10 protein-coding genes are annotated in these 13,220 nt (G+C 62.2%); 6 read left to right on the plus strand and 4 right to left on the minus strand.

The window, feature by feature from the left end:
* Positions 1 to 28: 28 nt before the first annotated feature.
* Entirely contained in the window at positions 29 to 2,104 is a 2,076-nt protein-coding gene (locus AB4O36_RS23415) for an AsmA family protein (protein WP_460140389.1), read from the minus strand.
* A 387-nt stretch (positions 2,105 to 2,491) separates the two neighbouring features.
* On the opposite strand from AB4O36_RS23415, the gene AB4O36_RS23420 reads away from it, so the two are divergent.
* The 5 genes from AB4O36_RS23420 (at position 2,492) to AB4O36_RS23440 (ending at position 7,748) form a co-directional block, all read left to right on the plus strand.
* On the plus strand, positions 2,492 to 3,046 hold the full coding sequence (locus AB4O36_RS23420; protein ID WP_460118525.1) for a hypothetical protein: 555 nt from the start codon (positions 2,492 to 2,494) through the stop codon (positions 3,044 to 3,046).
* Positions 3,047 to 3,193: 147 nt separating this feature from the next.
* The gene (locus AB4O36_RS23425) at positions 3,194 to 3,826 is read left to right on the plus strand and encodes a TetR family transcriptional regulator (RefSeq protein ID WP_460118527.1); all 633 of its coding nucleotides are present in this window, start codon (positions 3,194 to 3,196) and stop codon (positions 3,824 to 3,826) included.
* A 26-nt stretch (positions 3,827 to 3,852) separates the two neighbouring features.
* The gene (locus AB4O36_RS23430) at positions 3,853 to 4,764 is read left to right on the plus strand and encodes a LysR substrate-binding domain-containing protein (RefSeq protein ID WP_460118529.1); all 912 of its coding nucleotides are present in this window, start codon (positions 3,853 to 3,855) and stop codon (positions 4,762 to 4,764) included.
* Positions 4,765 to 4,864: 100 nt separating this feature from the next.
* Positions 4,865 to 6,163, plus strand: a complete 1,299-nt coding sequence (locus AB4O36_RS23435) for an OprD family porin (protein WP_460140390.1) — start codon at positions 4,865 to 4,867, stop codon at positions 6,161 to 6,163.
* A 1-nt stretch (position 6,164) separates the two neighbouring features.
* Positions 6,165 to 7,748 (plus strand): MFS transporter, encoded by a 1,584-nt coding sequence (locus AB4O36_RS23440; RefSeq protein ID WP_460140391.1) that lies wholly within the window; start codon positions 6,165 to 6,167, stop codon positions 7,746 to 7,748.
* Positions 7,749 to 7,896: 148 nt separating this feature from the next.
* Here the strand turns inward: AB4O36_RS23440 and AB4O36_RS23445 are convergent, their stop codons facing one another.
* A complete protein-coding gene (locus tag AB4O36_RS23445) occupies positions 7,897 to 9,738 on the minus strand; it encodes an amidohydrolase (RefSeq protein ID WP_460126831.1) in 1,842 nt (613 codons plus the stop codon).
* Positions 9,739 to 10,018: 280 nt separating this feature from the next.
* Positions 10,019 to 10,648 (minus strand): isochorismate family cysteine hydrolase YcaC, encoded by a 630-nt coding sequence (gene ycaC, locus AB4O36_RS23450; protein WP_460140392.1) that lies wholly within the window; start codon positions 10,646 to 10,648, stop codon positions 10,019 to 10,021.
* A 287-nt stretch (positions 10,649 to 10,935) separates the two neighbouring features.
* Here ycaC and AB4O36_RS23455 point away from each other — a divergent pair, with 287 nt between their 5' ends.
* Positions 10,936 to 12,069 (plus strand): AGE family epimerase/isomerase, encoded by a 1,134-nt coding sequence (locus AB4O36_RS23455; RefSeq protein ID WP_460118537.1) that lies wholly within the window; start codon positions 10,936 to 10,938, stop codon positions 12,067 to 12,069.
* A 119-nt stretch (positions 12,070 to 12,188) separates the two neighbouring features.
* Here AB4O36_RS23455 and AB4O36_RS23460 read toward each other — a convergent pair whose 3' ends face one another.
* Entirely contained in the window at positions 12,189 to 12,959 is a 771-nt protein-coding gene (locus tag AB4O36_RS23460) for an SDR family oxidoreductase (RefSeq protein WP_460118539.1), read from the minus strand.
* Positions 12,960 to 13,220 lie beyond the last annotated feature (261 nt).

A 13,220-nucleotide genomic window follows, 5' to 3' on the forward strand; every position in this document is an offset into this window, starting at 1 on the left:
ACACCGCGGGGTATCAACGACAGGTCGATTACTTGGTGGGTTTGACTGTGACCGGCGCCTTCCCCGCCTTCATCTGCTGCAACAACGGCGCACACTGGTTCGGTTCCCCGCCGCTCGGCGCCACCAGGGCCAGCAGCCCGGCCGCCGGCGCCGCGATTACGCCCAGCGCGACCATCCCCGCACCCCGCAACATCAATGGCACGGCCTTCACGCCGGCATCCGGCTTGATGAACTTGCCACGTACGTACAAGGGCGAACGCAGGGAAATCAAGCGCCAGCCCTTCGATTCCGGGGTCACGGTCAGGTCCAGTTGCTCAGTCGCCATGTTGGCCGTGCCGTCGATGTAGATGATCGCGTTCTCGGTGTCGAACACGAACAAACGCGTACTCGCCAGGCCCGACTTGATGTCGAAATCGGCCGCTGCGCAATTGATCTTCACTTCCTTGTCACCAAAGATTTTGCCGACCACGTAGTTGCCGACATTGAGCCCCGCCAGCTCCATCAGCTCACGACTGATGGCGCCATCGTTGATCAGCATTTTCAGATTGCCATTGGCCGTGCCCAATAGCGCCGCCACCGAGTTGCCCCGCCCGCTGATGTCCGCATCGCCGTTAAGTTCGCCGAAACTGGTCTTCATCGGTTCGAACGTCGGGAAGAGTTGCTTGAGCTTGAAACCCCGGGCGGTCAGTTTCGCATCACCTTCCAGGGGCTGGGTGTGGCCGTTGAGTCGGATCTGTGCGTCCAGCTTGCCGCCCGCGACGCCAAAGCGCAGCGGCTCGAGGCTGAGCACGCCATCGGTCAGCACGAGGTGGGTGTAGAGGTCGTTGAACGGCAATTTTTCGCTGTGGACAATACGCTTGCCGGTGAACTCGACATCGGCGTCCATGTCGCCCCAGCGCTCGGTCTTGAACTCTTCAACCGGCAGTACCTTGTCCGCGGGTTGTTTGCTTTCACCACCTCTGGCCTTTTGCTTGGCGTTGGAGTCGGCGCCGATCAGCGGCGCCAGGTCGGCAAACAGCAATTGATTGGAAACCAGCGCACCGCTGAGTTTCGGCCGAGGCTGGCTGGCGACATAGGCGAGGTTGCCGTGGATGTCGCTGGCGCCGATCTTGCCGTTGAACGCTTCATAGCGGAACACCGCGCCGCCCGGTTCATGCAGCTTGGCAATCAGGTGGCCGTCGGTGGCGTATGGCGGCGTGTCCGGCAGGGTGACGCCGGTCAGCGGGTAAAGGTTGCCCAGACTGCTGCCAGCCAGCTTCAGGCGCAAATCCAGTGCGCCGAGGTTGAGGGGGTCTGTCAGCGTGCCGGCCAGTTCGATACGGGTGTCGGCAATGGCGACCTGGGCCTGCAGCGGGAACGGTCGCGTTGAGTCCTGTAACGCCAGCAACCCGCCAATTTTGCCGTCACCCGACAGTTTCTGCCCGTGGTACTGGCCTTTGACCTTGAGCGCGAACGCGTAGTCCTGAGGCGCGCTGCCTTTCTCGTGGGCGGTTTTGGCCGCCTTGTCGCCGACGATATCGCTGAATGGGATCGGCTTGCCCAGCGGGTCGATCAATAGATCGAGCTGGGTTTTGAGCGTCTGGTCGTCGAGGGTGACATGGCCTTTGTCAAAACCGATCGATCCGATGTCCACCACCCAGTTGGACGGCTCCGCGTTCGGGTCTTTCGGGTCGAACTGGAACGTCCAGTTCGACCGCCCATCGGCCAGGCGCTGGAGCTGCGCATTGGGCTCGGTCAAGTCAATGCGCGGGATGGACACGCGCTGCGCCAACAGGGCCAGTGGCGAAATGCGTAGCTCGACGCGCTTGAGCGTGGCCATCTGCGGCTGCTTCGACCAATCCGGGTTGCCCAGGCTCAAGTCCTCGGCCACCACGTGTGGCCACGGCACCCACGCGCGCCAGCCGCCCTCGTCCAGCTCGCGCCGCCAGACCACGGCGAGGTTGCCGTTGATGGCAAACGGTCGATGCAGCTCTGCGGAAACTTTCTCGTTGAGGGTCGGTTTGATCCGGTTCCAATCGAAGAACACGATGATCAGCACCAGTACTGCCAGTACAAACGCCAGGCTGGCAAAGGTCCAGGCGAGGATTTTGGGGGTGCGCGTCATTGCACAGAGCTCCTGAAAACGACTGAGCGCCCTGACCGCGACGCGCATGTGAAACGTTAGGCCAGATCGGCCTGCATGGAATGTACGACTGGAAAACCGCCCGCAGGTTTAACCGAAATGCGGCTTAACGTTCAAATAATCGGCCCGGATCAACCTGCGCCCGTCAGCCAGTGTTACCGCTCCCGCACTGTTGTGCGGCGAATGTGAGTTGAAAATACCCACATCAGTGCAAAAACACCGCGCTGAAAGGCCCGGTTTAGAGCCTTCGCATGGAACAATCAATTCCGTTGATTATTACCATTGCGCTTATGAACTTTTATATCGATTTATCGAGGGTAACATTGACCTCGTACCCAAATTGTTGCCTTGCCACGGAGCACCCCGATCATGAAACGCCAATTACTGCTTAGCCTTACACTCTCAATGCTGGCCAGCACCGCTTTCGCCCTGCCAGCCGCAGAACAGGCCACCCCACAAGTCAAAGCCGCCACCTCGGTGTTCAGCCAGACGGTTGCCGCTGATGGTTCCGACCGTACTCCACAAGGCCAGACCCTGGCTGAAGGTGGTAACGATCGCCTGAAAGAAAAAGGCCTGATCACTCAGGACGGTTCGGATCGTACCCCACAAGGTCAAACCCTGGCTGCCGATGGTTCCGATCGCACCCCACTGGGCCAAACCCTGGCTGCTGACGGTTCCGACCGCACCCCACTGGGCCAAACCCTGGCTGCTGACGGTTCCGACCGCACTCCACTGGGCCAAACCCTCGCTGCTGATGGTTCCGACCGCACTCCACTGGGCCAAACCCTGGCTGCTGATGGTTCCGACCGCACTCCTCTGGGCCAAACCCTCGCTGCTGATGGTTCCGACCGCACTCCTCTGGGTCAAACACTCGCCGAAGGTGGTGGTGACCGTGTTATCGAACGCAATGCCCGCTTGAGCTAAGGCCATGACGGCCTTGAAAAAAAGCCCAATCCCCGGATTGGGCTTTTGACTTTTATGGCAGCTCCTTTCCCCGCCTGATCGTTCGACGCCGGCAAAGCCGATTTGCTAGAGTGCGTCGCTGTCCTGTCCAGAAAAAACGCCCTTGCGATGCTGCCCCGCGCCGAACAGAAACAACAAACCCGCAACGCCCTGATGGACGCGGCCCGTCATTTGATGGAGAGCGGCCGTGGATTCGGCAGCCTGAGCCTGCGCGAAGTGGCGAAAACCGCCGGGATAGTCCCAACAGGTTTCTACCGGCATTTCGCCGATATGGACGAATTGGGCCTGGTGCTGGTCAGTGAAGTCGGCCAGACCTTCCGCGAAACCATTCGCCTGGTACGCCACAACGAATTTGTCATGGGCGGCATCATCGACGCCTCGGTGCGGATCTTTCTCGATGTGGTGTCGGCCAATCGCTCACAATTTTTGTTTCTCGCCCGCGAGCAGTACGGCGGTTCATTGCCGGTACGCCAGGCCATCGGCCGCTTGCGCGAAGACATCAGCTCCGACCTGGCTGCCGATCTGGGGTTGATGCCCAAGTTGCATCACCTGGACAGCGCGGCCCTGAGCGTCATCGCCGACCTGGTCGTTAAAAGTGTGTTTGCCACCCTGCCCGACGTCATCGACCCACCGGCCGAGGCGCTGCCCGAGCACCTGACGCCGCAAGCCAAGATGACCCAGCAACTGCGTTTTATCTTCATTGGCCTCAAACACTGGCAAGGACTCGGCAGCACCGAGTAATTGCGCCGCCAGCCGGAGAACGATCATTGGAAGACCTCAACTCCCTCTACTACTTCACCCAAGTGGTCGAGCACGGCGGCTTCGCCCCCGCCGGGCGGGCGCTCGACATGCCCAAGTCGAAACTCAGCCGACGCATTGCCGATCTTGAGGAGCGCCTGGGCGTGCGCTTGTTGCACCGCACCAGCCGCCATTGCTCGCTGACCGAAGTCGGCCAGGCCTATTATCAGCGCTGCCTGGCCATGCGTGTGGAAGCCGAGGGCGCCGCCGAGATCATCGAGCGCAATCGCAGCGAACCCCGTGGGCTGGTGCGCATCAGCTGCCCGACCACCCTGTTGAACTTCTGGGTCGGGCCGATGCTCTCGCGCTTCATGCTCAAATATCCCCAGGTAGAGCTGTTCATCGAGAGTACCAACCGCCGCGTCGATCTGTTGCACGAAGGCATCGACGTCGCCCTGCGCGTGCGCTTTCCGCCATTGGAAAACACCGACATGGTGATGAAGGTGCTGGGCAACAGCACGCAATGCCTGGTCGGCCACCCCAGTTTTTTGCAGCAACTGCCGCCAGGGTTCGATCCGCAGGTTCTGAGCCAGTTGCCCAGCGTGCATTGGGGCAGTGCCCAGCGCGAGTACCAGTGGGAGCTGATCCAGGGCGAAGACATGAGCCACAGCCTGGTCGTCGCGCACACACCGCGGATGGTCACCGATGACCTGTTCGCGCTGCGTCATTTCGTGGTGGCCGGCGTGGGTATCGCGCACCTGCCGCGCGTGGCGGTACGTGACGATCTGGCGGAGGGGCGGCTGGTGGAGCTGCTGCCGGGCTGGCACCCGCGTTGCGGCATTGTCCATGCGATCTTCCCGTCGCGGCGCGGTTTGCTGCCGTCGGTGCGCTCGCTGATCGATCATCTGGCCGAAGAGTTCTGCATCAGCGACATGGCGTGAAACCGGCGCCGCCCAGCCCCGGTTCCTGATCCAGCACACCGACACAATCCCAGGCCTCGACGCGGCGCTACAGTGGCGGCTCCTATACGCCGGAGCGCCCATGACTGCCTTGATACGTGGGTCATCCCGCGCCTTGCTCGCCACCGCTGCAATCATCACCCCAGCCCTGAGCCACGCCGATGACGAGCCTGGCTGGTCGCTGCTCAGTCGCAATTATTTCCTGCACAGCGATTTCCGCTCGCCCTCCGCCAGCGGACAAAACTACCGCCAGGAATGGGCCCAGGGTTTCATCGGCGATGTCCGTTCCGGTTTCACCGAAGGCACGATTGGCCTGGGCCTCGACGCCCACGGTTTTGTCGGCCTCAAGCTCGACGGCGGCCGTGGCCACGCCGGGACCGGCTTGTTGCCCCGTGACAGCGATGGACGCGCCGAATCCGATTACTCCAGCGCCGGTGCGGCACTCAAGCTGCGCATGGGCAACACCCTGCTGCGCTACGGCGAGATGACCGTCGAAACCCCGGTATTCGACACCGCCGACAAACGCCTGCGCCCGGAGTACGCCACGGGATGGTTGCTGGAAAACACCGACCTGCCGGACTGGCGCCTGCAAGCAGGACGCTTCACCGCGTTCAGCAACCAGGACAGCACTTCGAGCTTCGAGGATTTCGACGGCTACGGCGCCAACACCGACGGCCATGCCATCAGCCTGGCCGGCGCCACCTACGCTCCCGACGGTCCGTTCGGCGGCTCGCTGTTTGCCTCACAACTGCAAGACACCTGGCGCCAAGCCTACCTGAACCTCAATGCACGCGAGGGTAACTGGAAACTGGACGGCAACCTGTACCAGACCCGCGACACAGGCAATGCCAGTGCTGGCGCCATCGACACCCTGGCCTACAGCGTGGCGACCCGATACAACTTCGGCGCCCAGGCGGTGACCCTGGCCTGGCAAAAGATCGAAGGCGACACGCCATTCGACTTCGTCGGCGGCGACTCCATCTACCTCGCCAACTCCATCAAGTACGCGGACTTCAACGGCCCGGGCGAACGCTCCTGGCAACTGCGCTATGACCTCGACATGGCCACCTTCAGCATCCCCGGCCTGAAGCTGATGGCGCGTTATGTCAGTGGCAGCGGCATCGACGGCACCCACGCGCCACAAGGCGGCGCCTACAATCCGTTCGATCCGGGCGAAGATCGCTTCACGCCCCAGCAAGGCAAGGGCGGCCGGCACTGGGAGCGTGACATCGACCTTAAATACACCGTGCAGTCCGGCAGCGCCAAGGGGCTGAACCTGTCGCTGTCCCATGTCAGTCACCGCGCCAACAGCGCCCAGGCTGGCGATGACATCGACCGCATTTACGTGATCATCGAATACCCACTCAAAGGCACCTTCTGATATGAGCACTGCAACCTCAGGCGCCTGGAGCCCCCTGCGCAACACCACCTTCCGCATGCTGTGGATCGCCACCATCGCTTCCAACATCGGCACCTGGATGCACGAGGTGGGTGCCGGCTGGTTGATGACCACGTTATCCGCCAGCCCGCTGCACGTGGCCTTGATCCAGGTGGCCGGCTCACTGCCGATGTTCTTCCTCGCCCTGCCCGCTGGCGCGGCAGCGGACATCGTCGACAAGCGTCGTTACCTGTTGCTGGTGCAGTTGTGGATGTCGGCGGTCGCCCTGACCCTGGCGCTGCTGACCCTGTTCGGCATGATGAACGTCACGCTGCTATTGGTACTGACACTGGCGCTGGGCATCGGCACCGCGCTGATGATGCCCGCGTGGAGTGCGCTGACGCCGGAACTGGTGGGCAAGGACGAACTGTCCAATGCGGTGGCGATTTCCAGCGTCGGCATCAACGTGTCGCGTGCGGTCGGCCCGGCGTTGGCGGGCGTGCTGGTGAGCCTGGTCGGCCCCTGGCTGACCTTCGCCCTCAACGCCGTATCGTTCGCCGGCGTGATTGTGGTGCTGCTGTTGTGGAAACGGCAGGTACAGGAGCCGCTGCTGCCCGCCGAGCGATTTGTCGGCGCCATCCGAACCGGGCTGCGCTTCGCCCGCAGTTCCAAACCTTTGCAAGCGGTGTTGATCCGCGCCCTGGCGTTTTTCTTCTGCGCCAGCGCCGGCATGTCCCTGCTGCCGCTGATCGTGCGCGGTGAAATGCACGGCAGTGCAGCCGATTTCGGCATGTTACTGGCGGCCATCGGCATCGGTGCAGTCGGTGGCGCGACCTTGCTGCCACGCCTGCGGGAAAAGATCAGCCGCGATCGCCTGGTGGCGGTGGCCAGCCTGTTGTACGCGCTGTTTCTGCTGGCCCTGGCATTGACGCGCAATTTCTACGCGCTGCTGCCGGCGATGCTGCTCAGCGGCGCGGCATGGATTGCCGTGCTATCGAACCTGCAAGTGGCGGCGCAAACCTCGGTGCCGGCCTGGGTGCGGGCGCGGGCATTGTCGGTGTACATCCTGGTGTTTTTCGGTGCCATGGCGGCGGGCAGCCTGCTGTGGGGCAGCCTCGCGAGTCACGCCTCGATTACCCTCAGCCTGCTGCTGGCGGCCGGGGGCCTGGCCCTCTGTACGCTGCTGACTATCAAGGTGGCACTACCCAGCACCGAGGTTGAGGAACTGACGCCCTCCCTGCACTGGCCAACGCCGCTGCTCAGTGATGCCCTGGACCGAGACAGCGGGCCGGTGATGATCACGGTCGAGTACCACGTCGAACCGAGCAAGGTCGAAGCTTTTCAGCAAGCCGCACGGGCGCTGGAAGCCATGCGCAAGCGCAACGGTGCGTTGTCGTGGGGGTTGATGCGTGACAGCGCCGACCCGGACTTATGGGTCGAGTTCTTCTTCGAGGAATCGTGGCTGGAGCACCTGCGCCATCACGGCCGGGTCACCCGTGGCGAGCTCAAGATCGAAGCGCGCGTGCGGCAGTTGCAGACCGATGGGGTCGAGATCCGGATTCGGCATTTGTTGGCGGGGCCAGCCTGACAAATCGCGGCGCCCGCTAACCCATCGCGAGCAGGCTCCCACAATGGAACTGCGTACATCGCACCACTGTGGGAGCGGGCTTGCCCGCGATGAGGCCCGACCAGACAACACAAAAAAAGGGGAACCCTCACGGTTCCCCCCCTTCACATCAGAAAGCAAAACACGAACAACCCAAGGCTCCCCAGAACCCTTGGTAATCATTGACCGGCACACTCGAATGCCGCGCCCGCTCATGGCTGTGCGCATGTACCCCACAAGGCCCGACACACTGGTGCGCCACCGCCGCCAACGAGGGCGCACCGGCGCGCCAGTGCCCTGGCACCTTGGCCACCGGCGACCATTCAGGCAACACCGGCACCTGGCCAGGGCCGAGGTTGCTGAATTCCGCCGCACCGTACACCACCTTGCCGTCGACGACGGTCAGCACCGACTCGATGCCTTTGATCGCCTCTTCATCGACACTGAAGAAATCCAGCGACAACGCGGCCAGGTCCGCCAGTTGGCCGACCTTGATCTGCCCCTTTTTCCCCTGTTCACTGGAGAACCAGGCGCTGCCATGGGTGAACAGTTGCAACGCGGTTTCGCGACTCAGGCCTTCCGGGTACAACGCCATTCCGCCGACAGTCTTGCCGCTGACCAGCCAGTACAGCGAAGTCCACGGGTTGTAGCTGGAGACCCGAGTGGCGTCAGTGCCGGCACCGACCGGAATACCTTCGGCAAGCATGCGCTGGATCGGCGGCGTCTTCTCGGCAGCCTTCGCGCCGTAACGGTCGACGAAGTATTCGCCCTGGAATGCCATGCGGTCCTGGATGGCGATGCCGCCGCCCAACGCGCGCACGCGCTCGATGTTTTTCGCGCTGATGGTTTCGGCGTGATCGAAGAACCACGGCAGGCCGTTGAACGGAATGTCGCGATTGACCTTCTCGAATACGTCGAGCATGCGCGAGATCGATTCGTCGTAGGTCGCGTGCAGTCGGAACGGCCAGCGTTGCTCGACCAGATGGCGGACCACCGGTTCGAGTTCCTGCTCCATGGTCTGCGGCAGGTCCGGGCGCGGCTCAAGGAAGTCTTCGAAGTCGGCCGCCGAGAACACCAGCATCTCGCCGGCACCGTTGTGGCGCAGGAAGTCGGTGCCATCGCCGGGCTTGACCCTGGACGTCCAGTTCTTGAAGTCCGCGAGCTCTTCCTTGGGCTTCTGGGTAAACAGGTTGTAGGCGATGCGCACGGTCAACTGGCCCTTGTCGGCCAATTCCTGGATCACCTGATAGTCGTCCGGGTAGTTCTGGTAGCCGCCGCCGGCATCGATGGCGCTGGTCAGGCCAAGGCGGTTGAGCTCGCGCATGAACTGGCGGGTCGAGTTGACCTGATATTCCAGCGGCAGCTTCGGCCCTTTGGCCAACGTGGCATACAGGATCATCGCATTGGGGCGCGCAATCAGCAGGCCTGTGGGCTCGCCGAACTTGTTGCGCTGGATCTCGCCGCCCGGTGGGTTCGGCGTGTCCTTGGTGTAACCCACGGCCTTCAGCGCGGCGCGGTTGAGCAGCGCACGATCGTAGAGGTGCAGCAGGAACACCGGAGTATCAGGCGCGGCCTGGTTGATTTCCTCCAGGGTGGGCATGCGTTTTTCGGCGAACTGGAATTCGTTCCAGCCACCCACCACGCGCACCCACTGTGGCGTCGGCGTGCGGGCCGCCTGATCTTTAAGCAGGCGCAAGGCATCAGCCACCGAGGGCACCCCTTCCCAGCGCAGTTCCAGGTTGTAGTTCAAACCGCCACGAATCAAGTGCAGGTGGGAGTCGTTCAAGCCGGGGATGACGGTACGACCCTTGAGGTCGATGATCCGGGTGGCCGAGGTCTTGTGGGCCATGGCTTCGCCGTCGTTGCCCACGGCAATGAAGCGGCCGTCCTTGATGGCGACAGCGGTGGCCAGGGGTTTCTCGCGGTCGACGGTGTGCAATTTGCCGTTGAACAGAATCAGGTCGGCGCTCATGGAGCCACCTTGGCTGGAAGCGTAGGCAGAACCGGTGGAGCCAGAAAATGGCAACGCCGACCAAAGCGCGCCGGCGGCACCGAGGATGGTGCTGTTGGCCAGGAACTGTCGGCGGCTTTTGTCGTTGGAGTCTTGGGTCATGATGTTCTCCATCTGGATGCGGCAGCGGTGGGCACGACTGCGTAGCATGCCGGGGATTGCCCGGCAGGAATTGGATGGATGTGCGGTGAACGAAGCGGCGCCCAAGACAACGATAGCCGTTGCCTTGGGCGCGGTTGGCTTACTTGGCGGTGTTGAAGGCGTTGTAGCTGGTCATCAGGTTGCGGTAGTCCGGGATGTGGTTGGAGCACAGCGCGGCCAGGCCCTCGATGTCGTTGCGCCAGTCGCGGTGCAGCTCGCAGGCCACGCCGAACCAGGTCATCAGTTGCGCACCCGCTTGGCTCATGCGGTCGTGGGCGGCGTCACGGGTCATCTGGTTGAACGTGCCGGAGGCGTCGGTGACCACGAACACATCGAACTCTTCTTCCAGGGCAGCCAGGGCCGGGAAGGCTACGCAGACTTCGGTGACCACGCCGGCGATGATCAGCTGTTTCTTGCCAGTGGCCTTCACCGCCTTGACGAAGTCTTCGTTATCCCAGGCGTTGATCTGGCCGGGACGGGCGATGTACGGCGCATCCGGAAACAACGCCTTGAGCTCAGGAACCAGCGGACCGTTGGGGCCTTGCTCGAAGCTGGTGGTGAGGATGGTCGGCAGGTTGAAGAATTTGGCCAGGTCAGCCAGGGCCAGCACGTTGTTCTTGAAGGCGTCAGGATCGATGTCGCGAACCAGGGACAGCAGGCCCGCCTGATGGTCAACCAGCAGCACGGCAGCGTCGTCTTTGTTCAGGCGGTTGTATTTGAATTTAGCCATGGCTGTTGCTCCTAAGGTGTTTTGATTTTCAGTAGTGGGTGTGTTTCGCGTTGATGGGAGAAGATTAAAACCATCACCTTTTGAGCGGTAGATAGCGAAAATTGGCTTTAGCGTTCTATTTCAGGAACGATGGATTCGGGGCGCCCCTATCGCGAGCAAGCTCGCTCCTACCGTTGCCGCGCGCCCCCATGTAAGCGCTGGCTTGCCAGCGATAGCGCCCTGACAGACACCACATACCCAAGGCCTGCTAACATGTCGCGCCATCAACCCTGCCGTGACGCCAGCCAATGCCGCCTGTTTCCCGCTCCGCTTCCCAGCCTGAACTGACTGCCCTGTTTGCCACGGTGCAAGCGCATTTTCTGAAGGTGATCGTGCCGCTCTGGCAGGGGCCCGGCTGGAATGCCGAGATGGCCTTGCCCTACGAGGCCCTGGATGCCGCGCACCAGCCGCTGCCGCCCCAGCGTTACCGGGCCATGGCCTGCGCACGGCAGCTGTACTTGTTTTCCAGCCTGATCGGCCAGGTGCCCGGCGCCCAGGCTCGCGCCGCCGCGTTGTTCCGTTCGCTGCAGCATCACTTTCACGATGCCGAACACGGCGGCTGGTTCTATAGCATCGATCCACAAGGCGCCCCGCTGGATCAAAGCAAGGACCTCTACACCCACGCATTCATCGTCTTCGCCTGCGCCCATTACTGGGGCAAGGTTCGCGAACCGCTGGTGGAATCGGTGCTCAATGCCTCGCTGCAAGTGGTGGCCGAGCGATTCGCCACGGGCGACGGCCTTTACGAAGCCAGCCTTGAGCGCGACTGGTCGTCGCGTAGCAGCGGCCCCCTGCAAAATCCACTCATGCATTTGGCCGAAGCCCTGCTCGCGACCTTGTCGGTACGCAAGGATGACGCGGTGCAGGCAGCCCTCATCGGGTTATGCACAGCCATGCAGCAACATTTCATCGATCCGGAACACGGCGTGCTGATGGAGAAACCGCTGGGCGCTGTGGATAACTGGTTCGAACCCGGGCATCAGTTCGAGTGGTATTTCCTGTTGGAATCCTCGCCGTTATTGCGTGACTCGGCCCTGCACGGCTCGATCACGCGTGCTTTCAGGTTCACCGAACGATTGGGGGTCGACCAGAAGACAGGGGCGGTCAAGGCCACACTGGTGCTGGAACACGATGGCGTGCCACGCGATGCGACCCAGCGTATCTGGGCCCAGGCGGAATACCTGCGCGCACTGACCCTGCGGCCGGACAGCGAAGCCAATGTGCTGCGCCAATTACAGACATTGCAGCGTCGCTTCCTGCATGCCGGCGGATGGCATGAGTGCCGTGCGGTGAATGGTGAAGTCTGCCGCCGTGACATGCCGTCGACCACGCCGTATCACCTGGCGACCTGTTATGGCGGGTTGGTTGAGTATCTCGGCTGACGGTTAGACCGCTATCGCGGGCAAGCCCGCTCCTACAGTGATTTTCGTTGTTCACACCCTTTGTGTGTCACACCGGACCCTGTAGGAGCGGGCTTGCCCGCGATTGGCCGCGACGCGGTTTAAGCCTTTCCACCCGAACGATCAATCGCAAACCCCGCCCAGCTCTGGCTCACCGGCATCAACTCAAGGGTGTTGATGTTGATGTGCGCCGGAGCGTTGAGTACCCAGAAAATCGTCTCGGCAATGTCATGGGGCTGGATCGGCTCGGCACCGGCGTAAGTCGCGTTGTAGCGCTCCTGGTCACCGGCGAAACGCACCAGCGAGAACTCGCTTTCGCACAGACCGGGTTCAATGTTGCTGACCCGCACGCCCGTGCCTTGCAAGTCGCAACGCAGGCTCAGCGAGAACTGCCCGACGAACGCCTTGGTGCCGCCATACACATGGCTGCCTGGGTACGGGTAGTTGCCGGCAACCGAGCCAAGGTTGACGATACCGGCGCCACGGCCATGGGCGATCAGGCGCGGCAACAGCAGGCGGGTGGCGTACATCAGGCCCTTGATGTTGGTGTCGACCATGGTGTCCCAATCATCCAGGCTGCACTTCGGCGCCGGGTCCGCGCCCAGGGCCAGGCCAGCGTTATTGATCAGCCCGCGCAGCTTGGCGAAGGACGGCGGCAGATTGGCAATGGCTTCTTCCATGGCCTTGCGATCACGGACATCGAGCACCAGGCCATGGACTTCGGTCTGCTTCGATAGCTCGGCGCACAGGGCATTCAGACGCTCTTCACGACGACCTGTCAGCACCAGTTTCCAGCCAGCCTCGGCGAAACGACGGGCGCAGGCTTCACCAAAACCGGACGTCGCGCCGGTAATAAACAGGGTGTTGGACATCGTGTTCTCCTTGCTTGGGCTGCCGTGCAACCCTTGGAATGGAAGTTCAGCAGCCAGCATGCCCGCCTTGGCACGCACCGGCAACCGGTAGCATTGTACAAAAAACGATCAACATGCCGCACGCCTCGCCAGCCGTGGCCTGCAGCCAGATACCCGCATGTTATCCACAAGCCGCTCCACAGTTTCCGGGGGCAAGTCATTACGCTGCAAGCCGCTGTGCATAAGGCTTTGCGGGCAGATTACAAAGTTTTTTGCTTGACC

Source organism: Pseudomonas sp. S2_E01, from assembly GCF_054668365.1.